Source organism: Sphingobium xanthum, from assembly GCF_019737615.1.
GTDB lineage: Bacteria > Pseudomonadota > Alphaproteobacteria > Sphingomonadales > Sphingomonadaceae > Sphingobium > Sphingobium xanthum.
On the sequence record NZ_JAHKKS010000010.1, the window covers coordinates 106807 to 130607 of the forward strand.

30 protein-coding genes are annotated in these 23801 nt (G+C 64.4%); 23 read left to right on the top strand and 7 right to left on the bottom strand.

The window, feature by feature from the left end; genetic code table 11:
* Nucleotides 1-8: 8 nt before the first annotated feature.
* Entirely contained in the window at nucleotides 9-896 is an 888-nt protein-coding gene (locus tag KM135_RS15815; RefSeq protein WP_221715002.1) for a LysR family transcriptional regulator, read from the top strand.
* A 46-nt stretch (nucleotides 897-942) separates the two neighbouring features.
* Here KM135_RS15815 and KM135_RS20050 read toward each other — a convergent pair whose 3' ends face one another.
* Both KM135_RS20050 and KM135_RS15820 read right to left on the bottom strand, forming a co-directional pair.
* Nucleotides 943-1065 (bottom strand): hypothetical protein, encoded by a 123-nt coding sequence (locus KM135_RS20050; protein WP_281422187.1) that lies wholly within the window; start codon nucleotides 1063-1065, stop codon nucleotides 943-945.
* Between the two features lie 13 nt (nucleotides 1066-1078).
* Nucleotides 1079-1420: a carboxymuconolactone decarboxylase family protein gene (locus KM135_RS15820; RefSeq protein ID WP_246606216.1), complete on the bottom strand. Its 342-nt coding sequence runs from the start codon at nucleotides 1418-1420 to the stop codon at nucleotides 1079-1081.
* Between the two features lie 233 nt (nucleotides 1421-1653).
* Between KM135_RS15820 and KM135_RS15825 the strand changes: the two genes are divergently transcribed.
* The 4 genes from KM135_RS15825 to KM135_RS15840 all read left to right on the top strand — a co-directional run bounded on the left by KM135_RS15825 (nucleotide 1654) and on the right by KM135_RS15840 (nucleotide 5598).
* Complete coding sequence (locus tag KM135_RS15825) at nucleotides 1654-2046, top strand: carboxymuconolactone decarboxylase family protein (protein WP_221715003.1); 393 nt, start codon at nucleotides 1654-1656, stop codon at nucleotides 2044-2046.
* Between the two features lie 248 nt (nucleotides 2047-2294).
* Nucleotides 2295-4376 carry an acetate--CoA ligase family protein gene (locus KM135_RS15830; RefSeq protein WP_221715004.1) on the top strand — a complete coding sequence of 694 codons (2082 nt, stop codon included), beginning with the start codon at nucleotides 2295-2297 and terminating at the stop codon, nucleotides 4374-4376.
* Nucleotides 4377-4411: 35 nt separating this feature from the next.
* The gene (locus KM135_RS15835; protein WP_221715005.1) at nucleotides 4412-5263 is read left to right on the top strand and encodes a p-hydroxycinnamoyl CoA hydratase/lyase; all 852 of its coding nucleotides are present in this window, start codon (nucleotides 4412-4414) and stop codon (nucleotides 5261-5263) included.
* Entirely contained in the window at nucleotides 5260-5598 is a 339-nt protein-coding gene (locus KM135_RS15840; RefSeq protein ID WP_221715006.1) for a carboxymuconolactone decarboxylase family protein, read from the top strand. Before KM135_RS15835 ends, KM135_RS15840 begins: the two co-directional genes overlap by 4 nt.
* 82 nt (nucleotides 5599-5680) lie before the next feature.
* On the opposite strand, the gene KM135_RS15845 is transcribed toward KM135_RS15840, so the two are convergent.
* Entirely contained in the window at nucleotides 5681-7549 is a 1869-nt protein-coding gene (locus KM135_RS15845; protein ID WP_221715007.1) for a hypothetical protein, read from the bottom strand.
* A 151-nt stretch (nucleotides 7550-7700) separates the two neighbouring features.
* On the opposite strand from KM135_RS15845, the gene KM135_RS15850 reads away from it, so the two are divergent.
* From KM135_RS15850 to KM135_RS15870, 5 genes are all read left to right on the top strand, one after another.
* A complete protein-coding gene (locus KM135_RS15850; protein ID WP_221715008.1) occupies nucleotides 7701-8360 on the top strand; it encodes an HAD family hydrolase in 660 nt (219 codons plus the stop codon).
* A 2-nt stretch (nucleotides 8361-8362) separates the two neighbouring features.
* Nucleotides 8363-9286 (top strand): phosphotransferase, encoded by a 924-nt coding sequence (locus KM135_RS15855; RefSeq protein ID WP_221715009.1) that lies wholly within the window; start codon nucleotides 8363-8365, stop codon nucleotides 9284-9286.
* Nucleotides 9286-9591: a 1-deoxy-D-xylulose-5-phosphate synthase gene (locus KM135_RS15860; protein ID WP_221715010.1), complete on the top strand. Its 306-nt coding sequence runs from the start codon at nucleotides 9286-9288 to the stop codon at nucleotides 9589-9591. Before KM135_RS15855 ends, KM135_RS15860 begins: the two co-directional genes overlap by 1 nt.
* A gap of 63 nt (nucleotides 9592-9654) precedes the next feature.
* Entirely contained in the window at nucleotides 9655-10710 is a 1056-nt protein-coding gene (locus KM135_RS15865) for a glycosyltransferase family protein (protein WP_221715011.1), read from the top strand.
* Nucleotides 10711-10924: 214 nt separating this feature from the next.
* Nucleotides 10925-11536, top strand: coding sequence for an NAD(P)-dependent oxidoreductase (locus KM135_RS15870; RefSeq protein ID WP_221715012.1), 612 nt, complete (start codon nucleotides 10925-10927; stop codon nucleotides 11534-11536).
* Nucleotides 11537-11585: 49 nt separating this feature from the next.
* On the opposite strand, the gene KM135_RS15875 is transcribed toward KM135_RS15870, so the two are convergent.
* The gene (locus KM135_RS15875) at nucleotides 11586-12089 is read right to left on the bottom strand and encodes a nuclear transport factor 2 family protein (RefSeq protein WP_221715013.1); all 504 of its coding nucleotides are present in this window, start codon (nucleotides 12087-12089) and stop codon (nucleotides 11586-11588) included.
* Between the two features lie 166 nt (nucleotides 12090-12255).
* On the opposite strand from KM135_RS15875, the gene KM135_RS15880 reads away from it, so the two are divergent.
* The 5 genes from KM135_RS15880 to fghA are packed head-to-tail and all read left to right on the top strand — an operon-like array spanning nucleotide 12256 to nucleotide 15443.
* Nucleotides 12256-13368: an S-(hydroxymethyl)glutathione dehydrogenase/class III alcohol dehydrogenase gene (locus KM135_RS15880; RefSeq protein WP_221715014.1), complete on the top strand. Its 1113-nt coding sequence runs from the start codon at nucleotides 12256-12258 to the stop codon at nucleotides 13366-13368.
* Between the two features lie 5 nt (nucleotides 13369-13373).
* Nucleotides 13374-13757, top strand: coding sequence for a VOC family protein (locus KM135_RS15885; RefSeq protein ID WP_221715015.1), 384 nt, complete (start codon nucleotides 13374-13376; stop codon nucleotides 13755-13757).
* 31 nt (nucleotides 13758-13788) lie between these two features.
* The gene (locus KM135_RS15890; protein ID WP_221715016.1) at nucleotides 13789-14172 is read left to right on the top strand and encodes a VOC family protein; all 384 of its coding nucleotides are present in this window, start codon (nucleotides 13789-13791) and stop codon (nucleotides 14170-14172) included.
* A gap of 30 nt (nucleotides 14173-14202) precedes the next feature.
* Nucleotides 14203-14589 carry a VOC family protein gene (locus KM135_RS15895; RefSeq protein WP_221715017.1) on the top strand — a complete coding sequence of 129 codons (387 nt, stop codon included), beginning with the start codon at nucleotides 14203-14205 and terminating at the stop codon, nucleotides 14587-14589.
* A gap of 11 nt (nucleotides 14590-14600) precedes the next feature.
* Nucleotides 14601-15443 carry an S-formylglutathione hydrolase gene (gene fghA, locus KM135_RS15900; RefSeq protein ID WP_221715018.1) on the top strand — a complete coding sequence of 281 codons (843 nt, stop codon included), beginning with the start codon at nucleotides 14601-14603 and terminating at the stop codon, nucleotides 15441-15443.
* A 37-nt stretch (nucleotides 15444-15480) separates the two neighbouring features.
* On the opposite strand, the gene KM135_RS15905 is transcribed toward fghA, so the two are convergent.
* Nucleotides 15481-16407, bottom strand: coding sequence for a LysR substrate-binding domain-containing protein (locus KM135_RS15905; RefSeq protein WP_221715019.1), 927 nt, complete (start codon nucleotides 16405-16407; stop codon nucleotides 15481-15483).
* A gap of 111 nt (nucleotides 16408-16518) precedes the next feature.
* On the opposite strand from KM135_RS15905, the gene KM135_RS15910 reads away from it, so the two are divergent.
* From KM135_RS15910 to KM135_RS15925, 4 genes are all read left to right on the top strand, one after another.
* Nucleotides 16519-16680 carry a hypothetical protein gene (locus tag KM135_RS15910; RefSeq protein ID WP_221715020.1) on the top strand — a complete coding sequence of 54 codons (162 nt, stop codon included), beginning with the start codon at nucleotides 16519-16521 and terminating at the stop codon, nucleotides 16678-16680.
* Nucleotides 16681-16886: 206 nt separating this feature from the next.
* Nucleotides 16887-17363: a DUF6644 family protein gene (locus KM135_RS15915; RefSeq protein WP_343228212.1), complete on the top strand. Its 477-nt coding sequence runs from the start codon at nucleotides 16887-16889 to the stop codon at nucleotides 17361-17363.
* 13 nt (nucleotides 17364-17376) lie between these two features.
* Complete coding sequence (locus tag KM135_RS15920; RefSeq protein ID WP_221715022.1) at nucleotides 17377-17871, top strand: DUF6644 family protein; 495 nt, start codon at nucleotides 17377-17379, stop codon at nucleotides 17869-17871.
* Between the two features lie 14 nt (nucleotides 17872-17885).
* On the top strand, nucleotides 17886-18878 hold the full coding sequence (locus KM135_RS15925; protein ID WP_221715023.1) for a MarR family winged helix-turn-helix transcriptional regulator: 993 nt from the start codon (nucleotides 17886-17888) through the stop codon (nucleotides 18876-18878).
* A 44-nt stretch (nucleotides 18879-18922) separates the two neighbouring features.
* Here the strand turns inward: KM135_RS15925 and KM135_RS15930 are convergent, their stop codons facing one another.
* Nucleotides 18923-19348 (bottom strand): DUF6152 family protein, encoded by a 426-nt coding sequence (locus KM135_RS15930; protein ID WP_221715024.1) that lies wholly within the window; start codon nucleotides 19346-19348, stop codon nucleotides 18923-18925.
* A 235-nt stretch (nucleotides 19349-19583) separates the two neighbouring features.
* Here KM135_RS15930 and KM135_RS15935 point away from each other — a divergent pair, with 235 nt between their 5' ends.
* On the top strand, nucleotides 19584-20378 hold the full coding sequence (locus KM135_RS15935) for a hypothetical protein (protein ID WP_221715025.1): 795 nt from the start codon (nucleotides 19584-19586) through the stop codon (nucleotides 20376-20378).
* Here KM135_RS15935 and KM135_RS15940 read toward each other — a convergent pair whose 3' ends face one another.
* Nucleotides 20379-21620, bottom strand: a complete 1242-nt coding sequence (locus KM135_RS15940) for an MFS transporter (protein ID WP_221715026.1) — start codon at nucleotides 21618-21620, stop codon at nucleotides 20379-20381. It abuts the gene before it with no gap.
* Nucleotides 21621-21753: 133 nt separating this feature from the next.
* On the opposite strand from KM135_RS15940, the gene KM135_RS15945 reads away from it, so the two are divergent.
* The 3 genes from KM135_RS15945 to KM135_RS15955 are packed head-to-tail and all read left to right on the top strand — an operon-like array spanning nucleotide 21754 to nucleotide 23641.
* A complete protein-coding gene (locus KM135_RS15945; RefSeq protein ID WP_221715027.1) occupies nucleotides 21754-22575 on the top strand; it encodes an SDR family NAD(P)-dependent oxidoreductase in 822 nt (273 codons plus the stop codon).
* Nucleotides 22572-23264: a nuclear transport factor 2 family protein gene (locus KM135_RS15950; RefSeq protein WP_221715028.1), complete on the top strand. Its 693-nt coding sequence runs from the start codon at nucleotides 22572-22574 to the stop codon at nucleotides 23262-23264. The genes KM135_RS15945 and KM135_RS15950 overlap by 4 nt, the downstream gene beginning before the upstream one ends.
* Nucleotides 23264-23641 (top strand): VOC family protein, encoded by a 378-nt coding sequence (locus tag KM135_RS15955; protein ID WP_343228210.1) that lies wholly within the window; start codon nucleotides 23264-23266, stop codon nucleotides 23639-23641. The genes KM135_RS15950 and KM135_RS15955 overlap by 1 nt, the downstream gene beginning before the upstream one ends.
* The last annotated feature ends 160 nt before the right edge of the window (nucleotides 23642-23801 follow it).

Below are 23801 nucleotides of genomic sequence, written 5' to 3' on the forward strand. Positions count from 1 at the left end.
AAATTTCTATGCTAGATCGTTATTTGCTTCGCTATTTCCTCGCTGTGGTCGATCAGGGTAATTTCTCGCGGGCGGCGGCGCTTTGCAACGTCTCGCAGCCGACGCTCTCGGTGGGCGTTGCCAAGCTGGAGGGGCAGGTCGGCGCCCCCCTGTTCCTGCGCTCAAGCCAGCGGGTCGAACTGACCGCAGCGGGAGCGCGCTTCCTGGTCCACGCCCGGCGGATCGAAAGTGAATATAATCTCGCCGAACGGGTGCTTGCGGAGGCCGAACCGGTCCGGCGCCTGCGCATCGGCTGGCTGCTGAGTATACCCACCGATTGCCTGGCCGCAGCCGTGGCCGGGGCAGGGCCGGATGAGGGGGGCATGCAGGTGGAGATCATCGAGGGCAATGAGCGCGACCTGCAGGGCCATCTTGCGCGCGGGCGGATCGACCTCGCTGTGTCGCTGGTGCGGCCGGGTGAAACGCGCTTCGCCGAGGAGTCGGTTGTCGCGGAAGGCTACCGGCTTGCGCTGCCGGCGGGGCATCGGCTGGCGGGCGCGCAAAGCGTGGCTGCGGAGGCGCTCGCCGCCGAGACGATGATCGTGCGGCGCCATTGCGAGGCGCTCGCGGCAACCAGCCGGCACTTTACCGAGCGCGGCGTGCGACCCTTCTTCGCGATGCGCTCGACCAATGACGAGCGGGTGATGGCGATGGTCGCGGCGGGGCTGGGCTTGACGGTGATGCCGGAGAGCTATCGGCGCGCCGGCATCGCCTGGCCCCAGTTGGCGGGCTTCGACCTGCAGCGGGAGATCGGGTTCGTCTTCGCGCCTCACGGGGAGCGGGCGCAACTCGCGGACCTGCCATTGCTGGCCCGGATCAGGGCGGGATTGGCGGCGGGGTCGCTCATCAGCGCATAGACGGCAAGGCCGGATGGCGCGCCAGGGCTGGGCGCCCGGTGGCCGTTCAGTCCGCCCCACCCAGATCCGTCCGGATCGCGGCCATCAGCGCCTGATCCATCGCGTCCATGCGGCCGGCGGCGTCCTGTTCCAGCGCGCCGGCGATGTCGGGGGCGACCAGCTCCTCCACCCGCATACGTGCCTCAATCGTCCCGTGAGGCCCCCTCATGCTTCTGCGCGACGTTCATGAGCGCGCGGGCGGCGTTCACGGCGCAAGGCCAGCCGGCGTAGAAAGCGAGATGCGAGATTGCCTCGCCAAGCTCCTCGACAGTCAGGCCATTTTCGATGCCGAGCTCCATATGACCCTCGATCTGATTGCGGTTGAGCGCGATCAGGGTGGTGATGGTGATGAGGCTGCGGTCCCGCTTGGAAAGCTGCGAGCGTTCCCACACCTTGTCGTAAAGCACGTCCTGCGTGATCTCGTTGAGCAGCGGCGCCACTGCGGCGAGTTCCTTGCCGCGTCCGCCCGAGGGTCTTTTCATCATCCGTCTCCGTGTTTGCGGCTAGGCTGGCAGTTGCTATTTACAAACTCCATTCAGCATGGCACCGCATTTGCCATAAGCCAAGCGTTCATATCGCAGTCCGGCGCCTCTCAGAAGGCGACACAGATCCACGCGGCGAGAGGATGTTGCACCGGACCAACCGGACATGCCCTGCCGCGGCGAAATGCGAGTTTCCGAGGGCGCTTGTCGCCCGCAACGCCGAAAGGACGAAGTGTATGAGCCTCCTCAAGACCGACGATCCCTCTTTCCAGGCCGGCAAGGAAATGCGCCGCCAGCTGTTCGGCGACGCGGCCGTGTCGCGGCTGGAGGAAGCCGATGATTTCAACGCACCGCTGGAGGATTATGTCACGCGCGCCTGCTTCGGCGAGACCTGGACGCGACCCGGCCTCACCCTGCGCGAACGCAGCCTCATCACGCTTGCCGTGGTCTCCGCACTCAATCGGCACACGCCGGTCAAGCGCCTGACCAAGATGGCGATCACCTGCGGCGCGACCAAGGACGACATCAAAGAAACCATCCTGCAGACGACCATGTACATGGGCATCGCGGGCGGCGTGGAGACCTGGGCACTGGTCGCCGAGGCGCTCAAGGAGATCGACGCTTATTGAAGCGTTCGGCCTCGCGGTCATCGTGCAGGGTATGGCCTGCCCTCCCGTCTGGAATATCAGCCTGGCGTATATCTAGAAAGTATCGGATAGTGCGATCCAGACTCATAGCGTGATCCTATCGCACGCTCTCACAATCGGCATTGGACCCGGTGGGGCAGGTGTCAAACAAGGCGCAAAAAGCGCCTGGCTGGACGGAGGATGGTTTGCCGGACATGGATGTGAGGATCGATGCGCCTGCTTCGGGAGCCATGAGTGCCGCGCTGGCGCGTCTCTTGCGTCCCCGTTCCATCGCGATTGCCGGCGCTTCGCCCGATGCCCGGACCATGGGTGGCGTGGTGCTGGCGAATGTCGAGCGTTTCGCTTTCGACGGGACCATCCACCTGATCAGCCCGACGCGCGACGAGATCAACGGACACCTCTGCATCAAGTCGGCGGACGACCTGCCGATGGGCGTGGACGCCGCCGTGCTGAACGTGCCGGGCGGCGCGATCCTGCCGATGGTCGAGGCGTGCGCCAGGCACGACGTCGGCGGCGTGATCGTCTTCGCTTCCGGCTTTGCCGAGGCGGGCGAGGAAGGCCGGCTGGCGCAGGAGCGCGTGACGGCGGTTTGCCGCGAGGCTGGCATGGCGCTGCTCGGGCCGAATTGCCTCGGCTATGCGAATTTCGTGGATGGCATCGCGCTCACCTTCGAGCCGGTGCAGCCCGCGCCGCTCGGCAATCGGCGCAGCGTCGCCGTGATCGCGCAGAGCGGCGCGACCGCGTCCAACATCCGCGCCGCGATGCAGGGCCGCGGCATCTCGGTCTCGCTGTCTGCTGCGACCGGCAATGAAGCTGTGATCGACGGCAGCGACCTCATCGATTTCATCATCGCGGCGGGCACGGCCGACGCGATCGGGCTCTATGCCGAGCAGATCCGCGATCCCGAGCGCTTCCTGGCGGCGGCGCGGCGCGCGCGGACGGCGGGCGTGCCGATCGTGATGCTGCATCCCGGCCGCAGCCAGCGTGGTATGGCGGCGGCGGCTTCGCACACTGGTGCCATGGCCGGCGATTATGCGCTGATGCGCACGGCGGCGGAGAATGAGGCGGTCGTGGCCGTCAACACGATGGATGAGCTGTTCGACACGCTCGCTATCCTGCATCGCTATCCCAGCCCCGTGGCGGGCGACCTCGCCATCGTCACCAACAGCGGCGCGATCCGCGGCATGTGCTTCGACTTTGCCGAGGATATCGGCCTGCCGCTGGCGCAGGTGAGCGAGGCGACGCTGGCGCGGCTCGGCGAGAAGCTGCCGGGCATGGAGATCGACAATCCGCTCGATGTCGGCACGACCGGCTTCGTCAGCGGCGCCATTTATGGCGACACGAGCGAGATCATGCTCGACGATCCGGCGGTGAGTGGCGTGTTGCTGCCGATGGCGAGCGGCGCGCCGCCGCAGCAGCGCTCCAAGTCCGACGCGGTGATCCCGGTGGCGCAGGCGGCCAGCAAGCCCGTCATCATGGCGCTGACCGGCGACGAGGCCCCGCTCGATCCCGAATTCCTGGCGGTCATGCGCGAGAGCGAGACGCCTTTGTTCCGCTCCCCGGAGCGGGCCATGCGCGCTTTCGCCGCCATCAATCGCTATGCCGCCGCGCTGCGCAATGTCGATGATCGCACGCCTGCCGCGACGGGCCTGTCCGGCTGGGCAGCGCCGGGCGTGAAGCCCGAGTATCTCGGCAAGGATTTCCTGCGGACGATAGGCGTCCGCGTGCCAGAGGGCGGGCTTGCGACAACTGTCGAAGAGGCGCTCGCCCTTGCCGGCCGCATCGGCTTCCCGCTGGTGCTGAAGGCCCAGGCCGTCGCGCTGTCGCACAAGAGCGATGTCGGCGGCGTGATCCTCAATCTGCGCGACGAGGCGGAACTGCGCGCCGGCTGGGATCGACTGATCGCCAATATCGGCGGCGCACAGATCGATGGCGTGCTGGTCGAGCAGATGTCGTCCCCCGGCCTCGAGATGATCGTCGGCGCGCGGCATCATCCGCAATGGGGCGCGTCCGTGCTGGCCGGCCTTGGCGGCGTCTGGATCGAGGCGCTGGAGGCGGCGGAACTGTTGCCGGCTGACATATCCCATGCCCGCGCCGTCGAGCGGATCATGGGTCTGCGCGGCGCCAAGCTGCTCGGCCCCTTCCGTGGCCAGCCCGCGCGCGACGTGGATGCCGTGGCCGACGTCGTGGTCAAGGTCGGGGCCGCCATGCGCGCCGGCATCGGCATCGAGGAAATCGACATCAACCCGCTCATGGTGCTGGCGCAGGGGCAGGGGGCGATCGCCCTCGATGCCCTGATCGTCACGGCCTGAGCTTCACCCGACCCGAGAATGGAACGAGCAGCATCATGAGCGAGAAACCAATACCCGGCGGCGATACCGTGAAAGTCGAATTCGAGGACGGCATTGCCTGGGTGCATCTGAACCGTCCCGAGAAGCGCAACGCGATGAGCGTCGGCCTCGCCCGCGAGATGAACGAGGTGTTCGACGCGTTGGAGATCGACGACCGCGCGCAGTGCATCGTGCTGACCGGCAGCGGCGACGCCTTCTCGGCCGGCATGGACCTCAAGGACTTTTTCCGCGCGACTGATGGCATTTCCGATGTCGAGCGCCACCGTGCCTATCGCGAAACCCGGGCCTGGCAGTGGCGCACGCTCATGTATTACGCCAAGCCGACCATTGCGATGGTCAATGGCTGGTGCTTCGGCGGCGCATTCACCCCGCTCATCTGCTGCGATCTTGCCATTACGGACGAAGATGCGGTGTTCGGCCTCTCCGAGATCAACTGGGGCGTGATTCCCGGTGGCGTGGTCTCCAAGGCGATTTCGACCCTGATGGGCGACCGCGAGGCGCTCTATTATGTGATGACTGGCGAGAAGTTCGATGGCCGCCGCGCCAAGGAGCTGGGTCTGGTCAACGAAGCCGTGCCCAAGGACCAGCTCAAGGCGCGCACCCGCGAGCTGGCGAAGATCCTCATCGACAAGAATCCGACCGTCTTGCGTCAGGCGCGCATGGCGTACAAATATTCGCGCGAGCTGAACTGGGAGCAGGCGGCTGAATATCTGACGGCGAAGGCGGACCAGACGACCTTCGTCGATAAGGAAAAGGGCCGCGAGCAGGGCCTCAGCCAGTTCCTCGACAGCAAGACGTTCAAGCCGGGACATGGCCATTATAACCGGGAAGAGGAGAAGGATGGATGAGGAGGCCGAGCGCCGCAAAGGGCGATGAACTCAAGGCTGTCGCGCCCGACTTCGTCGAGATCACCGACCGGGTGCTCTATGGCGAAGTGTGGGAGCGCGAGGGCCTCGCCCCACGCGATCGCTCCATGCTCACCATCGCCGCGCTCATTTCGTCCGGCCGCCACGCGCAGCTCGAAAACCACGTCCGTTTCGGGTTGGAGAACGGCATCACTATGAAGGAGATGGAGGAAATCATGATCCATCTCGCTTTCTACGTGGGCTGGCCCTCCGCCGTTGTGGCGACGCGGATTTTCCACGATGTGGTGAAAGCGCGCGAGGCGGCGGCGGGGCAGTAGGCCGCGTTTGGCCTCTCTTTCGTCCGGGCCGCGAACGCGGGAGACCGTCTTCCCGTCTGCACGGGGAAAGGCGAGGAGTGGGTTAGTTGCCTGCACCCAGATCGGTTCGGATCGCAGCCAGCAACGCCTGATCCATCCCGTCCATGCGGCCGGCGGCATCCTGTTCCAGTGCGGCGGCGATGTCGGGCGCGGACATGGGCTCGGCTTCCATCAGGCGGCCGATCTTCACCGGCAGGCGATGCACCTCGATGCCGGCATGCCAGCAGGTCTGGGCGAGGCTGACATGGCCCTCGAACTCGGGCTTGCATCCGGTGAGATGCTGCGTGGCGAGACGAGGCACGAGATTGAGCGTGTCGGCATAAACGGCCATGGCTTTGGGCTCGCCGAGCGCGACCTGATCGCCGATGAGGAGGCTGCCATATTGCTGGCCCATGGCACCGTCTGCATAGATGACGGGCGCGGCGCTGGTGGCCTTGAGCATGTCGCCCCAAGAGAAGGCGATGAGGCCGAGCTGCTTGTCCGGCCGCACGCGCAGCACGAGGTCGTGCTCGCCGGCCAGCCGATCGAGCAGGCCCGCTGCAGCCGCGACCTTGTAGTGCATCTTCCGGCTGTTCGACCAACCCTGGAAGGCAGGGCCGGCGTCATCCTCCAGCACCACATGATCGGTGCCGTAGAAGGCGCCAAGCTCGCCCGCCGTGACGATGCCGCCCTGCTGGAGCGCCGCGAACAGGGCCGGATAGCGCTTGTGCATCTCCGGCATGCCGGCGCGGTGCGCCTGCGCGCGATAGGCTTCGCTGAAGGTGCCGCCGGCAAAGGGCAGATAGGCGCGATAAGGCTCGGCGCCCGAGCGGCCGACTTTCTCCCAGCTATGCACGACGACTTCATAGTCGATATCGCGGAGCAGGCTTTCGCGCCAGGTCGGGAAGGCACGCATATAGCCGCGCAATTGCCCGGAAACGCAGAGCGCGACGCGCGGGCGCCGCTTGCCGACCTTGAGGAAGGGCGCACGGCGCCGCACGAGATCGAACCCGGCATGGATCGCCTGCCAGTGGCGCGAGACGAGCTTGGCCCGCGCGCTTTCGGCAGCGCTGGCGCGCGTGCGGGGCGGGTGCATCGGGGTCCATTCGGCGACGAACTGGTCGAGGCCGTCGCCCGGCGATCCGGACAGCTTCTGCGTGACGAACAGGCGCAGGGCGAGCGAGCGCAGCGCGGCCAGATCCTCGTCCGAGGTCGACTTGCCCGCGCGCCATTCGGCGAGCAGCTCCGGCATGACGGCCTCGAGGCGGCTGGAGCCGGTGATCCAGTGAAAGCGCAGCAGTTTCCACGGCGGAAAGCGGCGCGCCAGCGCATCGGGTTGGGTGTTCGCGATCATGCTGGCGATATCGGCCACGTTGCGCGCCGCACTCAGCCGCTCGAACATGACATTATAGGGGATGGCCATGTCGCCCACATCGAAATCGGGCAGCAGATCGAGATGCCAGCGCGTGAGGGCGGCCTGATCCATCCAGTCGTGCAGCGGCGCGCGCAGCAGCAGGACCATGAGCAGGAAGCTGCGGTCGCGCAGCCCCTCGTCCCTGAGCGCGGTGAGGACCGGCTTCAGCTCGGCGGCGGTCCTGGCATAGACATCCTTCCCGCCGCTCGAATGGCTGCGGGCAATCTGGAACGCGAAAGCGGGCGGCGCGTCGAACCGCTCCGCTTGCAGGATCAGATGACGGAAGAGCGCGTCGCGCCGGGCGCGGCGCCAGTCCTCATTGAAGGTGCCGTCGAGCAGCGCGGCCGTCGCCGAGCGAGCAGCGCCATCGTAGAGCGCCTGTGTGCGCGGGCCATCCGCAAATAATTTTTCGTAAATCTCCAGCGCTTCGATGTGCTTGCCGTCTTCCGTGAAATTTTGTGCGGCGTCGATCTGCTGATCGACCAAAATCTGTGGCGAATTGACTTTATTTACTGTCATTCTGTTCCTCAGATCGAAGCGGAGAATTTGTCGATGGTGCGGCGCGATGCCGGAATATTGTTAACTATACTTCAAGTCGGTTGTTTGACACCGTTTCATTTTCAACATATTAGGTTATTTGCCAAGCTCGTGTGGGAGTCAATGGTTGGCCATGTCGTCGCTTTCGTCCGGACTCGATGAGGCTGTCTGGCCGCTCGCATGCAATCTCGATGCCTATGAGGCGCTGCTGTTCGATCTGGACGGCACGCTGGTCGACACGATGCCGCTGCATAGCCTCGCCTATGCCGCCGTGTTCGAGGGGATGGGCCATCGCTTCACGATGGACGACTATATCGCCAATGTCGGCCCGCCCGCGCGGGTTGCCATTCCGGCTTTCGCGCTCGCCGCGGGCATGGGCACGATCGACGACGACATGATCGCGACCATCCATCGCGAAAAGAAGGTCAGATTTAAGGAAGTGCTCGCTACGCAGAAAGCGCCGTCGCTTGCGGCGTCCGCACTGCTCGCCCGGCATGCCGGAAACAAGGCCATCGCGCTCGTTTCCTCCGGCAACCGCGATGGTGTCGAGGCGATCCTGGCGACGATGGGCTGGCGGGAGTATTTCGGCGCGGTGATCAGTGGGGATGACGTGACGCAGGGCAAGCCGCATCCGGAGCCCTATCTCATGGGCGCGGCCGCGCTGGGCGTGGCGCCGGAGCGCTGCATCGTGTTCGAGGATACGCAGGCCGGCATCCTCTCCGGCACGGCGGCGGGCATGAGCGTCATCGACGTGACGCAAGCCGGCGTCATTCACGCGCCGAACGCAGCATGACCATGGCCAATCACGTCCCTCTCGATCTCAGCGGCGCCGATCATCCGGCGCTGCGGGCATTCAAGGAAGTGATCCCGCTCTCCGGCTTTTCCGGCGCGACCGTGGCGCTGGTGCGCGATCGTGCGCAGCCCTTCGTGCGCAAGGTCTCGAACCGGGCGGACGCCAATGCGTCGCTGCGCGATCAGGCAGTGCGGCAGAAGGCGCTGGCGGGTCTGGTCGAGGGCTGCGCGGCCATGCCCGAAGTGCTCGACATGGGCGAGAGCGAGGGCTTCTTCTATTTCGACATGGCGTTCATCCCGTCGCGCGACGCGATCAATTTCCTCTCCAACGGGACGTTCGACGGGGTCGCCGAGTTCGCCGAGCGGGTCGAGCGGCTGATGGAGCGGCTGGCGGCCTCGCCGCCGGTGGGCGACGCGCCGCTGCCGCCGCGCAAGCAATTGCTGGTCGAGAAGATGGCGCAGATCGCCGAGCGCACGGGCGCGCGGCACGAGGAGGCGCTGGCGCCGCTGCTGGCGGCCGTGGCGAAGCTGGATGTGATCGTTGCCGACGAGACGCCGACGGCGGTGCATGGCGACCTCACCTTCGAGAATATCCTGGTCGACCGGCGCGGCGCGCTCTGGCTGATCGACACGATCCCGTCGCCCTTCGATCACTATATGGTCGACTGGTCCAAGCTGTTTCAGGAATGCGAGGGCCTCTGGCACGCGCATCGCGGACGGCCTCTTGCAAGGGGCGTCACCTGGTGGCTGCGGCAATATTTCCATGGCGCGGCGACGCGGCTCGACCCTGCCTATCCTGCCCGCCATTACATCCTGCTCGGCCTTACCTTTGCGCGCATCCTGCCTTACGCGAAGACCGAGGAAGACCGCGCCTTCGTCAGCAAGCGCGTGACCGAATGCGGGCTGGCGGCGCTGGAGCATTTGTGATGAGCGCGGTCAAAACACGCATCATGTACATCGAGGACAAGAGCGAGGGCTTGAACGGGCCGGCTCGCATCGGTCTGGTATCGTTTTCGAAGTCGGGGCGGTCTGTGACCTATGCGGGCAAGACGTTACAGAGGCTTGGAGGATATGGCTTCAAGGCCAACTATTTCGATGTTGAAACCGGCAAGCATTTCTGGATTTCGGGACCGCGTAAGGACGGCTGCGACCGCCTCTATGAAAGCAGATTGCCGATAGAAGTCGATCACGACGTTGCCGATGAATATTGGACTGTCATCAGGGGACAGTAACGATCCGCCTGGCAGTCCGCCCGACCGCAATCAAATGTCCCAGCTCATAGCGAAGGTGACCCGATGAAGATTATCGTTCCCTGTGCCGGCCGTTCCTCGCGCTTTCCGAATATGGCGCCCAAGTGGATGCTGCCGGACAATGACGGGCTGCCGATGGTCTACAAGGCCGTGCAGGGGCTGGGCGCGAAGGTCGACGATTTCATCTTCACGATCCTCGCCGAACATGAGGAGCGTTTTCAGGCGCGGGCCGGCCTGCGCGCCGCCTTCGGGCAGGAGGTCAACACCGTCATTCTCGACGAGCCGACGCGCAGCCAGTCCGAGACGGTGCAGCAGACCCTGCTCAAGAGCGGGATCGACGAGCCCTTCATGGTCAAGGACAGCGACAATTATTTCGAGGTGCCGCACCTCTACCAAGCCTATAATTATGTCTGCGTCGCCTCGCTCTCCAGCTTCACCCAGGTCAATCCGCAGAACAAGAGCTACGTCCAGGTCGATCAGGAAGACGTGATCGTCAATTTCCGCGAGAAGCAGGTCATCTCGGACCTGTTCAGCGTGGGCGGCTATTATTTCAGCAGCCCCAAGGAGTTTCTCGGCGCCTATGACGAGCTGATGAGCGAGCCGCGCCTCTCGGCGAACGAGCTCTATCTCTCGGAGATCATCGGCTATCTCGCGCTGAAGGGATCGGTGTTCCGGATCCAGCGCATCAAGCAATATCAGGACTGGGGCACGGTCCATGAATGGCGCGACTATCTGCAGGGGCGCCGCGTCTTCTTCATCAGCGTGGACGGCTTCCTGTTCGAGCAGGGCTCGCTGTTCTTCAAGCCGGGCTTCGACGCAGTGAAGCCCAATCCCGTCGCGATCGAGACGGTGCAGAAGCTTGCCGAGGAAGGGCAGACGATCTTCTATCTCTCGATCCGTCCGCCGTCGCTGGAGGCGATCACGAAGAAGCAGATCGCCGACACCGGCCTGCCCGAGCGGCCGATCCAGTTCGGCTGCGATCTGGCGCAGTGGACCTTGCTGACCGCGCCGCATCCCAACCAGCCGTTCCGCACCTCGCATGCCATCGAGATGGCGGCGGACGATCCGAATATGGCTGAGAAGCTTGAACTCGAGCGCTGAATCGGCCGAACTTTTCCTCCTGTGGCGGAAAGAAGAACAGCGCTTCGAGCCGGACCGGCCGGACGATAGAAGGCTGCGGTCTGTCGAAGCCCCTTGGTCGAGAGGCAGGCCGTCGGTGCGGCTCTTGTCTTTCGATTGATTGGCTTCAAGATGGTAAAGTCAACTTGGATGGCGCCTTCCCCCTTGGCGCGTCCCATTGGAGAGGGAAATATTTATGTCGAAGATCGCGATCCTTGGCGCCACGGGCAATGCCGGCAAGCGCCTTGTCGATGAAGCCACCAGCCGCGGCCACACGGTCACCGGCCTGTCGCGCAGTGCCGACAGCGAAGCGCCGCGCGATGGCGTCACCTGGGTGAAGGCGGATGTCGATGATGTCGATGCCACGGCCGCCAAGATCGCCGGCCATGATGCGGTCATCCTCTCGATGCCGTTCAAGTCGCTGAATTTCCAGAATCTGTTCGACGTTGCCAAGAAGGCCGGCGCGAACCTCTATGTGGTCGGCGGCGCCGCGAGCCTGAAGAATGACGAGGGCGTCGTGTTGCTCGACACGCCGGGCTTCCCGGACTTCATCGCGGTCGAAGCAAGTCCCGCGCGCGACTTCCTCGATCAGCTCAAGGCAGGGCAGGGCTTCGACTGGACGTTCCTCTCGCCCTCGATGTTCTTCGGCCCCGGCGAGCGCACCGGCGAGTTCCGCCTCGGCAAGGACGACCTGCTGACGGCAGCGGACGGCAAGAGCTCGATCAGCTATGAGGATTTCGCCATCGCCCTGCTCGACGAGATCGAAAACCCCGAGCACAAGAACCAGCGCTTCACTGTCGGTTACTGATTGCAATGTCGCTCGCTCTCGCCCGCAAGGGCGAGAGCGGCAAGATGCCTCAGGCCGCCTTGTCGAACGAGAAGTCGAGGCGCGGCGTCCAGGTCTGGTCGAAAATGTCCGGGCAGCCGGAATCGGCGATCACGACGCGCTTGGTGATCTTCCACCGCCCATCGATACGCTTCAGCCAGTCATATTCGCGGCCCTGCTCGATATAGCGGGGCGGACCCTTGATCGTGTCGTTGAGCTGCTGGGTCCAGAGCAGCTGGCAGGTCGCCGTGTCGCCATGCACCTTGATGATGAAATTGGAGAGCTGCATGTGGAACTTGCCGGTGAGGCGTGGCTTGTCGGCGGAGACCTTCTTGTAGAGGTCGGTGACTTCATCGCGCGTCGTGCAGACCCAGCCGTTGATGTCGAGATGGAACTCGTGGGCGAAGAAGTCGGCGAAGCTGCCGTGGCTGGGCGTTCGCCCATAGCCGAAATAGGCGTGGAACAGTTCCTCGATCTCGATGCGGTCTTCCAGTGCCTGCACGCGGGCGGCCAGATCCTTGTTTGCCTCGCTCATCACTCCAACTCCTTATCATGTTTAGTTTCTAGTGTAGCCGGCCCGCGCGCGCAGGCAAGGCCGACGATGCGGGCGCCCGGCCTTTGGGGTTGCCCGAATCGACGCGAGCGACCAACAAGCACTCAGTTCCGGGCGCTGGGCGCCGAGAGAGCGGGAGAGAGAAGAGATGAAGACGCGCGCAGCCGTCGCCTTTGAGGCGAAGAAGCCGCTTGAGATCGTGGAGCTGGACCTTGAGGGGCCGAAGGCTGGCGAGGTTCTGGTCGAGATCATGGCGACGGGCATCTGCCACACGGACGCCTATACGCTGGACGGGCTGGACAGCGAGGGCATCTTCCCGAGCGTGCTGGGCCATGAGGGCGCGGGCATCGTGCGCGAAGTGGGCGCGGGCGTGACCTCGGTCGTGCCGGGCGACCATGTCATCCCGCTCTACACGCCGGAATGCCGCCAGTGTAAGTCCTGCCTCTCGGGCAAGACCAATCTCTGCACCGCGATCCGCGCGACCCAGGGCAAGGGTCTGATGCCCGATGGCACGAGCCGGTTCAGCTACAAGGGCCAGACGGTCTTCCATTATATGGGCTGCTCGACCTTCTCGAACTTCACCGTGCTGCCCGAGATCGCGCTCGCCAAGATCCGCGAGGACGCGCCGTTCAAGACCAGCTGTTATATCGGCTGCGGCGTGACGACCGGCGTGGGCGCGGTGATCAACACCGCCAAGGTGCAGGTCGGCGACAATGTCGTGATCTTCGGCCTCGGCGGCATCGGCCTCAATGTGCTGCAGGGCGCGCGCCTTGCCGGCGCCAACAAGATCATCGGCGTGGACATCAATCCCGACCGTGAGGAATGGGGCCGCAAGTTCGGCATGACCGACTTCCTCAACTCCAAGGGCATGAGCCGCGAGGATGTGGTCGCGAAGATCGTTGCGATGACCGACGGCGGCGCGGACTACACCTTCGACGCCACCGGCAATACCGAGGTGATGCGCACGGCGCTCGAAGCCTGCCACCGCGGCTGGGGCACCTCGATCATCATCGGCGTGGCCGAGGCGGGCAAGGAGATTGCGACGCGCCCGTTCCAGCTGGTCACCGGCCGCAACTGGCGCGGCACCGCGTTCGGCGGCGCCAAGGGCCGCACCGACGTCCCCAAGATCGTCGACATGTACATGACCGGCAAGATCGAGATCGACCCGATGATCACGCACTTCATGGGCCTCGAGGAGATCAACACCGCCTTCGATCTCATGCACGCCGGCAAGAGCATCCGCTCCGTCGTGGTCTACTGACAGGCATGTTCCGCAGCGTCGTCCTTGGATCGAACGACCTCGATCGTTCCAAGACCTTCTACGATGCCGTCATGGGCGTGCTCGGCTGTCCCCCGGCCGAGCCGAACTTTCGCGGCGCGCTGATTTACCGGCACAAGGGTGCCGGGCTGATGATCACGCGCCCGCTCGACGGCAATGCGGCGACGGCGGCGAACGGCAATACGGTCGCGATCACGCTCGATAGCCCCGATCAGGTGCTCGCCTGGCATCAGGCCGGCTCGGTGTCGGGCGGCACCGCGATCGAAGATCCGCCGGGCGAGAGAAGCTACCCGACGGGCCAGGTCTTCTCGGCTTATCTGCGCGATCCGGACGGCCACAAGCTGTGCGGTATCTGCCCCCTCGAACGCTGATTTTTCCTCAACCACCAAAACGGAGAGAGTTATGTATACGCACATCATGGTTGGCTCGAAGAACCTCGCGGAGAGCCAGAAGTTTTATGACGCCACCTTCGCCGCACTCGGTGGCGCAGCCGGCCACAATATCGGCGACCGCGCTTTCTATCAGCACAATGGCGGCACCTTCGGCGTCATCACGCCGATCAATGGCGAAGCAGCCACGCATGCCAATGGCGGCACGATCGGCTTTGCCGCAGCGGACAAGGATCAGGTCGATGCATGGCACGCAGCCGGCCTCGCCAATGGTGGTACCTGCGCCGGTGAGCCGGGCAAGCGCCCGCAGGCTCCGGGCAATGCCTATGGCGCCTATCTGCGCGACCCGACCGGCAACAAGATCTGCGCATTCTGCCAGCTGCCCGAAGGCGCGTAACTGACACAGCCGATCGCAGAGGAGAGCGCCATGTACAGTCATCAGATGGTCGGATCGAACGATATCGCACGATCGAAAATCTTCTATGATGCGCTCTTCGCCGCGCTCGGCGGCACGCCCGGCGTGATCGATGCCAAGGGGCGGATCGTCTATGCACATAATGGCGGCCGCTTCCTCGTGACGCGGCCAATCAACGGCGAGGCCGCGACCCATTCCAATGGCGGGACCATCGGCTTCATCATGGAAAGCCCGGAGCAGGCTGACGCCTGGCATGCGGCGGGCGTCGCCAATGGCGGCACCACGTGCGAAGACCCGCCCGGCATCCGCCAGGCGACGGAAGGCCGCACCCTCTATCTCGCCTATCTGCGCGATCCGGACGGCAACAAGCTCTGCGGCCTGCACCGCATCGAATCCTGAAGGGCCGCAGCATGATACTTGCAACACTCTCGACCAACAAGGCATTCGGCGGCGTCCAGGGCGTCTATCGGCATGAATCGCGCGAAACGGGCACGGTGATGACCTTTGCCGTCTATGTGCCCGATCATGCGCCGGGCGAGCGGCTGCCGGTGCTCTGGTATCTCTCGGGTCTCACCTGCACGCATGCCAACGTCATGGAGAAAGGCGAGTATCGCGCGGCCTGCGCGGCCTCGCGGATCATCTTCGTGGCGCCGGATACCAGTCCGCGCGGCGAGGGCGTGCCGGATGATGCCGAGGGCAGATATGATTTCGGCCTCGGCGCCGGCTTCTATGTCGATGCGACGCAGGCGCCCTTCGCGCAGCATTACCGCATGCGTAGCTATATAGAGCGAGAACTGCCGACGCTCGTTGCGGCGGAGTTCCCGGTCGATATGCGCCGGCAGGGCATTACCGGCCACAGCATGGGCGGCCATGGCGCGCTGACCATCGGCCTGCGCAATGCAGACCGGTTCCGGTCGGTCTCGGCCTTCTCGCCGATCGTCGCGCCGAGTCAGGTCCCCTGGGGCCATAAGGCGCTCGGCGGCTATCTGGGCGACGACAAGGCGGCCTGGGCCGAGCATGACGCGGTCTCGCTCATCGAACAGGGCGCGCGCGTTCCCGATCTGCTGGTCGATCAGGGCGATGCCGACCAGTTTCTGGAAGAGCAGCTCAAGACACATCTGCTGGAGGAAGCGTGCCTGCGCGCCGGCCAGAAGGCCACGATCCGCATGCAGCCGGGCTATGATCACAGCTATTATTTCATCTCGACCTTCATGGCCGAGCATGTCCGCTGGCACGCGGAACGGCTGAAGTAGGGAATGAAAAGCCCCTCCTCTAAAGAGAGGGGCTGAGTTAGAGTGCCGGGAAGTAGCGCTCTTCCGGATCGCCCGCGCGCTCCGCGGCGAATTCCGCCTTGATCCAGTCGCGGAACAGCTTGATCTTCGGCCGGTTGCGGTTGGCGTGCGGATAGACCACCCAATAGTCCATGATCTCGCTCACCTGTGACGGGACGGGCTCGACAAGCAGCCCGGCCTCGATCTCGCGTCGCCAGAAAAAGGGAATGAGCGTGGCGAGGCCCTGGCCGGCCATGGCGGCGCGGCCTTCCAGCACCTGGGAATCGAGGGCGAGAGCGGCGGTCTGACGCTCATCTTCGAAGGCGACACCCATCGTCGTGAACCAGTGGTCCCACCAGATGTCGTGCGGTGTGAGGCGGGGCACGGACAGGAGATCGGCGGCGCTCTCGATCGGGCCATGGCGCGCAAGGAAATCCGGGCTGCACATCGGGGCGATGCGGTTGCGCGTCAGCAGCTCCGCGTCGAGACCCGGCCAGCTGCCCTGGCCGCCCCGGATGGCAAGATCGATCGACTCGCGCGTGAAGTCGGTGATCTCATTCGAAGTCTGGATGCGCACCGCCAGATCCGGTTGCAGCATCTGAAACTGCCCGATCCGCGGCGCCAGCCAGAGATGGGCAAAGCTGAGGGTGCAACTGATCGTCAACACAGAAGCGCTCTCGGAACCAAGGCTCGCGAAGCCTGCCCGCATCTGATCGAACGCGCCGATGATCGCTGGCGCCAGCGCGTGGCCCTGCGCGGTCAGCTCGACCCGGCGCCCGGCCCGGTGGAACAGCGATATGCCGAGCCGCTCCTCCAGCGATCTGATCTGATAACTCACCGCTGCCTGCGTCATGCCGAGCGCCTGTGCCGCCTCGGTGAAGTTCATAAGCCGCGCCGCCGCCTCGAAGGCGCGGACGGAGGCGAGCGGGGGCAGTGTGTCGGCCATGTCTTATCATAAGGCTAATTTATGTATCTCGTCGAGACTTTGTTGGTCATGTGCAGGTTTTGGAGGTAGATGATCTGTCGTCCCGGTGATTTTAGACAAGGAGGATTTACCATGACGACTGTGCTTCTACTGACGTTCGGCCGGCAGATCGGCAAGATGCTGCAGCGCTTGTTCAAGGATGTCCGCCTGAATGTCGGCGACCCCATCGAGGTGCTGCACGACATCAACTGGCGGGCGCCGTGGCAGGGAGAGGAGCGCTGCACCGGATGCTGAGCTCCCGAAAGGCTTGACCCCTCCGTGAGAACGGAGGGGTTTTCGTCTTTCCGCCCTCCCCGAAATTTCCTCACCGTTGACGCAGCAGGCAAGCTGACAAGGCGGTGGACAAGGTCAACCGGTGCGTTAAGTTCGCTTGCGGAGGCCGTCCACTGCAGCCCGGCGGGCGCGGCGAAACGGGAGAGGGAGAGCTTTTCTTGGACGAGATGCTGCAACCGCTGATCGATTGGCTTCATGCCCAGCCGTTTCAGCAGACCTTTGCCGGAACCTTCTGGATCGTCCCGACCGCTCAGACCATCCACATCCTCTGCGTCGCGATCGTCATGACCGGTGCGCTGGTCATCGCGCTGCGCGGCATGGGTCTGGTCGGCAAGGAATGGAGCCTTGCGCGCTGGCAGGCCCGCTTTCACGGGGCCACCGTGGCGGCGCTTTGGGTGCTGCTGGCGACGGGCATCGTCATGACCATTGCCGAGCCGGAGCGCGAGCTGCTCAACATCATCTTCCGCGCCAAGATGCTGGCGGTCATCGTGACGCTCATCGTCGCGCATTTCTTGAGCCGGTCGCTGCGTGCGGCAACGTCGGACCGGCCGATCGGCGCGGGCGTCCGCCTCGTCGCGGTGCTGGTATTGCTGTCATGGATGGGGATCGCAGCGGCCGGCCGCTGGATCGCCTACGCAGGCTGAGGGAGACAGAACCATGATCGACTCCCTGCTGGAGACCATCAGCAACAGCCCCATGGCCATCTATATGGCCGAGGATCCCTTCGCCTTTCCGACGGTCGAGACGTTTCACGTCATCAGCCTGGTGATCGTCTTCGGCTCGATCCTGCTCGTCGATCTGCGCCTCATGGGCCTCGCCTCGCGCGATTACTCGATCAGCGGCCTGTCGCGCACGATCCTGCCGATCACCTGGGTCGCGTTCCTCGTCGCGGCGATTACCGGCGGACTTTTGTTCGCGTCCAATGCCTATGGCTATTTCGGCAACACCGCCTTCCGCATCAAGCTCTTGCTGCTCGTGCTGGCGGGGCTGAACATGCTGGTGTTCCATTTTGTCACGCAGCGGCGCGGAAATCTGGATGGGCCGGGCCTCGTTCCGGGCGGTGCGAGGCTGGCCGGGCTGCTCTCGGCAATGCTTTGGATCGGAATCATTGCCTGCGGGCGCTGGATAGGCTTTACAATGTCGCCATTCTGAAATGGTATGACGAAATGCAGACGGAGCTTATCGACGAGACAACCAAGCCGCAGGCGCGCGAGCCGATGCATCAACGGCTTGTCGGCGCACGCCTGTTTCACCTGCTGCGCCTCATTCGCGAGAGCGGCCTGCCGATCTACGAGCGCGAGCTTGGCTACAAGGAAATTCATCGCCAGCTGATCATCATGATCGGCGTCTCGGGCGGCCTTAGCTCGCACGAGATCGTGACGCTCACCGGCCACGAAAAGGCGCAAGTGAGCCGCGCGATCAAGCCGCTCGAGGAAGAAGGGCTGATCGGGCGCGAGCGGCTGCGTGCCAAGCTGACCCTGTTGCCTGCCGGGCGCCGTATCTTCGACCGGATGACCGCGATCATGCGCGGGCGGGATGCGACGCTGACGGCCGGAATTTCGTCCGCCGATCTCAAGCGCTTCGCTGCCATGACCGAGCAGCTGACAGCGAAGGCCGCGCAGCTATATGCCGATGAACGGCGACTCAGCACCGAGGCCGGGGTGATCGCCTGCGCATCATCAGGTCCGCCGAACTGGCCGGGCACCTCGAAGCCGCCCAGCACCATGATAACGCCGAAGATCATCAGCCTCGTCGCCTATCTCAAGCGCAGCGCCATGCTGGCCTATCAGCGCACGCACGGCCTCTCGCATTTCCAGTGGCAAGTGCTCTCGATGATCGGCGAGGCGCCACCCGTGCCGTTGGCGCGCCTCATCCTCACCATGAGCCGCGACAAGAGCCAGGTCGGCCGCACGGTCGGCGCGCTGGAGCAGGCGGGCCTGATCACCCGCTCGCGCCCGACGCGCCGCCGCGACATCCTGCTGGAGCCGACGGCAAAAGGGGCAGCCGCGTTCGAATCGATGTACGATCTCGCTCTGCGTCGCGAGGAAGCGCTCTTTTCCGACTTCGACGCCGACGATCGCGCCTTCTACACAACCTTGATCGGCACGCTGACGGACAATGCGCGCGACATGCTGGAGAAGGCCGAGGCTACGGCCTGATATCCGGCGTTCGGGGGACGATGTCGCGGGTTTCTCCCGCGCGATCACCGATCCGGGCGGACGGTCGGGCTTTCGAGCTGTTTCTTCACCGATCCGTCGGCGAGCTTGATCGTCACGTTGAACCCGCCCTTGCGGCCGTCCTTCAGCGAATAATAAGTGAGGTCGATCTTGTCGCCGGGCTTCAGCGTTCGCTTGCTCCAGCCGTTGCGGCCGAGATGGTTGGGACTCATGCCTTCGAAGGCCCAGTGCTCGGCCTGGCCGTTGGCGCCCTTCACCTCGACGTAGAGGAAGGTGTGCGGATTGGTCCAGTCCCAGCGCTCGACGGTGGCGCCCTTCATCTCGACGGCCTTGCCCCAGTTGAACATCGCTGTGGAATGATGCGCGGGCGCGGGAATCGCGACGAGCGCGAGGCCGGTCGCTGCCATCAGGGCCTTGCCCACGCGGCGGCTATGAACGGGCGTGTCGAGCATCGGCGATCCTCATTCCAGACTTATGTGCCGATTCAACCCGGCTACTATGATGCCTCCATGCCACGAGCCGGGCATTATTGACAAGATCAACTGTCATGCGAGACCGGCTTGAAATCACGCCCCTGCGCGCAGGCACTCACGCCTCCCGACATAGCGCTTGACTCGATGTTGAGTGAATCCACTATGAGACGTCGGAGCAAATATTCGGCAGAGATGACCGGGAGGGGATGAGCGCATGAAACGGGCCTGTTTTGTCACTTTGCTGGCTGCGGGTGCGGTGTCCGCGCTCATCGCGCCGGCGCTTGCGCAGGATCCGCCGGAGACCAAGCCGGCGACCGAAGCCGACTATGCGGCGATCGCCAAGCTGCCCGACTGGACCGGCGTGTGGCAGCCCGACTGGGGCGGTCTCTTCGGCCGCTCGCCCCTGCCGGCGCCGGTGTTCACGCCCGCCGCCCAGAAGGTGAAAGACCAGTTCGAGGCCCGCAAAACGCATGGCGAGAACCTCCAGACCGAGGCCGCCAATTGCCGGCCCTCGGGCATGCCGAATATCATGCGCCAGCCCTATCCGATCGAGTTCATCTACTCTCCCGGCCGCGTGACCTTGCTGCACGAGACCTACAGCCAGGCCCGCCGCATCTACACCGATGGCCGTCCGCTGCCCGAAGATCCCGATCCGGCGTTCAACGGCTGGTCCGTCGGCCATTGGGAAGGGGATACGCTCGTCGTCGAGACGATCGGTCTCAACGTGCAGAATGTGTTGCTTGAAGGCATCCATGCGACGGATCAGACGCGCATCAGGGAGCGCATGCGTATCACCGCGCCGGACGTGCTGACGGTCGAAACGGAAATCACCGACCCGACCATCTTCGTCGGCAGCTATCAGCTGAAGACGAATTATATGCGCCGCCGCGACTGGCAGATCCGCGAATATGTCTGCGAGGAAAACAACAAGGACGGTGCGGACGAGCAAGGGCGCCCGACGATGGACATCACCAAGCCGACCGACCCCTTCGGGCCGGCGACCAACTGATCAGGCCGCCACCGCCTCCCGCTGCGCCAGCACGGCGGGGTTGGTCTCCCTGAGCAGGAACGCTGCAAGGCCGCCGGCGAAAGACATGCCGGCCTGAATGGCGAGCGGCAGGAACAGGCTGCTCTGGTCCGCGATCCAGCCCGCCATCACCGGCGCCGCCACGCCGCCGAAAATCTCGCCGATCGCGACGACGATGCCCATCGCCGCGGCGGTGTTGCGGAAGGAGAGGGTTTCGGCCGGGATCACGCCCATGAACAGCGGGAAGATGCCGATGCCGATCCAGCCGATGAACATGAGGCTGGTCATCAGCACGACCGAGTCTTTCACGAGCAACGCCGCGAGCGGGCAGAGCGTCATGAGCAGGCTGAAGACGATCATCGGCGTGCGGCGGCCGATCCGGTCCGAGATCCAGGTGACCAGCACGCCGCCGACGACCGGGCAGATGCCGAGAATGGCCATGATCGTGGACATGGTCGTGGGCGAATAGCCGCGCACTTGCGTCAGGAAGAGCGGCAGGAAGATCGAGCCGAGCACGATCGACCCGACCGCGAGGCAGGAGATGATCGCGCAGATCAGTATGTTCGAGTGTCGGAGCATCGCGACGAAGCCGTCCGAGCTTTTCGCGCCGGTCGCTGCCGGCTGCTGGTCGGCGGGCGTGGCGGGCGGCTCGTCGATGAAGCGCCAGATGATGAACAGCAGGATCAGGCCGGGCAGGCCGGCCGTGAAGAAGCTGGTGCGCCAGCCCCATTGCACCGCGATCGCCACCACCAGCAAAGGCGCGAGCGCATTGCCGAGCAGCGAGCCGAAGCCGTTCTGCACGATGCCACTGTTGAGCCCGCGCCGTTGCGGGGCCGAGGCGGCGGCGATGATGGCAAGGCAGATCGGCAGGAACGGGCCTTCCGCAGCGCCCATGATCACGCGCGAGGCGAGCAGGGTCCAGAAGTCGGTCGAGAGGCCGGAGAGGATCGAGGAGAGCGAGAAGATCAGCAGCGCGCCGAGCAGGAAGGGCTTGCGCTTGCCGGTCTTGTCCGACCAGCGGCCGATGAAATAGGCGCCCAGCGCCCAGGTGAGTGAGAGGCCCGAGCCAAGCGCGCCGACTTGGGTATTATTGAGCTTCAGATCCTCCACCACGAAGGGCGAGAGGAAGGCCATGGTCATCCGGTCGTAGAAAGCGAAGCCGTAAGCGAGGCCGAGCAGCAGCACGACGCGCAACTCATATCCGACACGATGTTCCCTTGGCATGGACTGCCTGCCCCTCCCGAAGCGTTGATTTGCCTGGGAGCATAAGGGGATGGCGAGGCGAAGCAAGCGAGGTTGCAAGGCTGGCGACGTCACGCCTAAACTCGCGGCGAGATAACAGACTTGGGAGAGAGAAATGGCGGGACGATTGGCCGGTCAATCGGCACTTGTGACCGGGGCGGGGCGCGGCTTTGGCCGCTCGATTGCGCTCAGGCTGGCTGCGGAAGGAGCGGCGGTGACTTTGGTGTCGCGCAGCGCCGGGCAGCTCGAAGCGGTCGCGGAGGAAATCCGCGCTGCGGGTGGCCAGGCAATCGCGGTGGCGACAGACGTGACCGATCCGATGCAGGTCAGGGCGGCCTGCGATGCGGCCCGCGCGGCGCATGGCGCGCCGTCGCTCCTGGTCAGCAATGCCGGCGTACCCTGGCCGTTCGGCCCGGTCTGGGAGACCGACATCGAGAAATGGTGGGCGGCGCAGGGGGTGCATATTCGCGCGCCCTATCTCTTCATGCATGAACTGATGCCGGATATGATCGCTGCGCGCCGCGGGCGGGTGATTTGCATCTCGGCAATCGCGACGAAGCTGACCCTGCCGTTCCTCTCGGCCTATTCGGTGGGCAAGGCGGCGCTCAACAAGCTCGTCGAAATGGCCGCGGAAGAAGCGCGGTCGCACAATGTGCAGGTCTTCGCCGTGGAGCCGGGCTTCGTCGTCACGCAGCTTGCCGAAGACACCTATAACGATCCCGATGCGCGCAAATGGATGCCGCATATGCTGGATTATCTCGATCAGGGCCGCGGCCGGGAAGATGCGGAAGGCGATCTCGAGCGCACCGCCGAGCGCTGCGCGGTACTCGCGGCAGGCGATTATGACATTCTCTCGGGGCGTTATATGGAACTGCCCGATCCGATCGACGGCTGGAAACGGGAGGCCGAGCTGGCGGCGAAGGAGGTCGTCGCATGAGCGATCCACGCATCGCGGAGCTGGAGCGGCAGGTTGCGACGCTTGCCCAGGAGGTCACGCTGATGCGCGATGTCCAGGCGATCCGCAGGCTGCACTTCACATACGGCTACTGCATGGACAAATGGCTGTTCAGGGACATTGTCGATCTCTTCGCGCAGGATTGCGAGCTGCGGTTCCTGAATGGCATCTGGCGGGGCAAGGAGGGAGCGCAACGGCTCTATTCGTGGACCGAGGGGGCTTACGGGCCGCGCGACGGGATGCTCGCGGAGCATGTCATCGCGCAGGATGTGGTCCATGTCGCGCCGGACCGCAGCCGGGCCTGGGGGCGATTTCGCGCCTTCCTGCAGATCGGCGCGCACGAGCACTACCGGCAGGATTTCCCGCCGAGTTTCGGAGACAGCTTCTGGGAAGCGGGCATACACGAGAATGAATATGTGCTGGAAGACGGCGTGTGGAAGATCGCCCTGTTCAATTACAAGCTGGCTTTTCAGGCGCCTTATGAGGGCGGCTGGGCGGTCTCTCCAGATCGCCCGATCATGATCACACCCTGGACAGGGACTTTTCCCGAAGTGCCGAACGGGCCGGACGAACTGCGCGACGCGCCGCCGCAATGGCCCAAAGCCAGTTTTCAGCCATTTCATTATGACCACCCCGTAACGGGTCGGAAACTGGGTGAGGGGATCGGATAGTGCCCATCGCAAAACTATCGTTTTTCAAGGTAATCGTGCGCGATCTTGAGATTGCACGGAGCTTTTATGAGCGCAGCCTCGGCTTCGAGCAGGTCGGGTACTTCGACACGCCGGACTTTCTGGAGTCGATCATGCAGCAGCCCGGCACGGATGTGACCATGATGCTGCTCGCCTACAAGGATGGCCGCGACATCTCGGACGCAATCCACCACGGGCCGACCGGCTTCTTCACCGACGATATCGACGCGGCACATGCGAAGCTGCTTGCCGAGGGCGCGACGCAGAAGAGCGGCATCATCGACGTAGGCGATAATATCAGGATCGCGCTGCTCGATGATCCGGACGGGCATGAACTGGAACTTTGCCAAATGCCGTAACTTTTTCCTCGCCCCTCATGGGGAGAGGATACGAAGCCTTTTCGCCGGAAGGCGATTAGGCGCAGTTGGAGAGGGGGCTGCGACGCTGCGCCATAAAACCCCTCTCCAAGGTCCGCTAGCCGACATGCGTCGGCAAGCTTCCCTCCGCTCCCCATGAGGG

What these genes read in the sequence shown, in the direction of transcription:
- KM135_RS15815 (WP_221715002.1), top strand. Translation starts at nt 9, where the DNA reads ATGCTAGATCGTTATTTGCTTCGCTATTTCCTCGCTGTGGTCGATCAG.
- KM135_RS15820 (WP_246606216.1), bottom strand. Translation starts at nt 1,420, where the DNA reads ATGATGAAAAGACCCTCGGGCGGACGCGGCAAGGAACTCGCCGCAGTG.
- KM135_RS15825 (WP_221715003.1), top strand. Translation starts at nt 1,654, where the DNA reads ATGAGCCTCCTCAAGACCGACGATCCCTCTTTCCAGGCCGGCAAGGAA.
- KM135_RS15830 (WP_221715004.1), top strand. Translation starts at nt 2,295, where the DNA reads ATGAGTGCCGCGCTGGCGCGTCTCTTGCGTCCCCGTTCCATCGCGATT.
- KM135_RS15835 (WP_221715005.1), top strand. Translation starts at nt 4,412, where the DNA reads ATGAGCGAGAAACCAATACCCGGCGGCGATACCGTGAAAGTCGAATTC.
- KM135_RS15840 (WP_221715006.1), top strand. Translation starts at nt 5,260, where the DNA reads ATGAGGAGGCCGAGCGCCGCAAAGGGCGATGAACTCAAGGCTGTCGCG.
- KM135_RS15845 (WP_221715007.1), bottom strand. Translation starts at nt 7,549, where the DNA reads ATGACAGTAAATAAAGTCAATTCGCCACAGATTTTGGTCGATCAGCAG.
- KM135_RS15850 (WP_221715008.1), top strand. Translation starts at nt 7,701, where the DNA reads ATGTCGTCGCTTTCGTCCGGACTCGATGAGGCTGTCTGGCCGCTCGCA.
- KM135_RS15855 (WP_221715009.1), top strand. Translation starts at nt 8,363, where the DNA reads ATGGCCAATCACGTCCCTCTCGATCTCAGCGGCGCCGATCATCCGGCG.
- KM135_RS15860 (WP_221715010.1), top strand. Translation starts at nt 9,286, where the DNA reads ATGAGCGCGGTCAAAACACGCATCATGTACATCGAGGACAAGAGCGAG.
- KM135_RS15865 (WP_221715011.1), top strand. Translation starts at nt 9,655, where the DNA reads ATGAAGATTATCGTTCCCTGTGCCGGCCGTTCCTCGCGCTTTCCGAAT.
- KM135_RS15870 (WP_221715012.1), top strand. Translation starts at nt 10,925, where the DNA reads ATGTCGAAGATCGCGATCCTTGGCGCCACGGGCAATGCCGGCAAGCGC.
- KM135_RS15875 (WP_221715013.1), bottom strand. Translation starts at nt 12,089, where the DNA reads ATGAGCGAGGCAAACAAGGATCTGGCCGCCCGCGTGCAGGCACTGGAA.
- KM135_RS15880 (WP_221715014.1), top strand. Translation starts at nt 12,256, where the DNA reads ATGAAGACGCGCGCAGCCGTCGCCTTTGAGGCGAAGAAGCCGCTTGAG.
- KM135_RS15885 (WP_221715015.1), top strand. Translation starts at nt 13,374, where the DNA reads ATGTTCCGCAGCGTCGTCCTTGGATCGAACGACCTCGATCGTTCCAAG.
- KM135_RS15890 (WP_221715016.1), top strand. Translation starts at nt 13,789, where the DNA reads ATGTATACGCACATCATGGTTGGCTCGAAGAACCTCGCGGAGAGCCAG.
- KM135_RS15895 (WP_221715017.1), top strand. Translation starts at nt 14,203, where the DNA reads ATGTACAGTCATCAGATGGTCGGATCGAACGATATCGCACGATCGAAA.
- fghA (WP_221715018.1), top strand. Translation starts at nt 14,601, where the DNA reads ATGATACTTGCAACACTCTCGACCAACAAGGCATTCGGCGGCGTCCAG.
- KM135_RS15905 (WP_221715019.1), bottom strand. Translation starts at nt 16,407, where the DNA reads ATGGCCGACACACTGCCCCCGCTCGCCTCCGTCCGCGCCTTCGAGGCG.
- KM135_RS15910 (WP_221715020.1), top strand. Translation starts at nt 16,519, where the DNA reads ATGACGACTGTGCTTCTACTGACGTTCGGCCGGCAGATCGGCAAGATG.
- KM135_RS15915 (WP_343228212.1), top strand. Translation starts at nt 16,887, where the DNA reads ATGCTGCAACCGCTGATCGATTGGCTTCATGCCCAGCCGTTTCAGCAG.
- KM135_RS15920 (WP_221715022.1), top strand. Translation starts at nt 17,377, where the DNA reads ATGATCGACTCCCTGCTGGAGACCATCAGCAACAGCCCCATGGCCATC.
- KM135_RS15925 (WP_221715023.1), top strand. Translation starts at nt 17,886, where the DNA reads ATGCAGACGGAGCTTATCGACGAGACAACCAAGCCGCAGGCGCGCGAG.
- KM135_RS15930 (WP_221715024.1), bottom strand. Translation starts at nt 19,348, where the DNA reads ATGCTCGACACGCCCGTTCATAGCCGCCGCGTGGGCAAGGCCCTGATG.
- KM135_RS15935 (WP_221715025.1), top strand. Translation starts at nt 19,584, where the DNA reads ATGAAACGGGCCTGTTTTGTCACTTTGCTGGCTGCGGGTGCGGTGTCC.
- KM135_RS15940 (WP_221715026.1), bottom strand. Translation starts at nt 21,620, where the DNA reads ATGCCAAGGGAACATCGTGTCGGATATGAGTTGCGCGTCGTGCTGCTG.
- KM135_RS15945 (WP_221715027.1), top strand. Translation starts at nt 21,754, where the DNA reads ATGGCGGGACGATTGGCCGGTCAATCGGCACTTGTGACCGGGGCGGGG.
- KM135_RS15950 (WP_221715028.1), top strand. Translation starts at nt 22,572, where the DNA reads ATGAGCGATCCACGCATCGCGGAGCTGGAGCGGCAGGTTGCGACGCTT.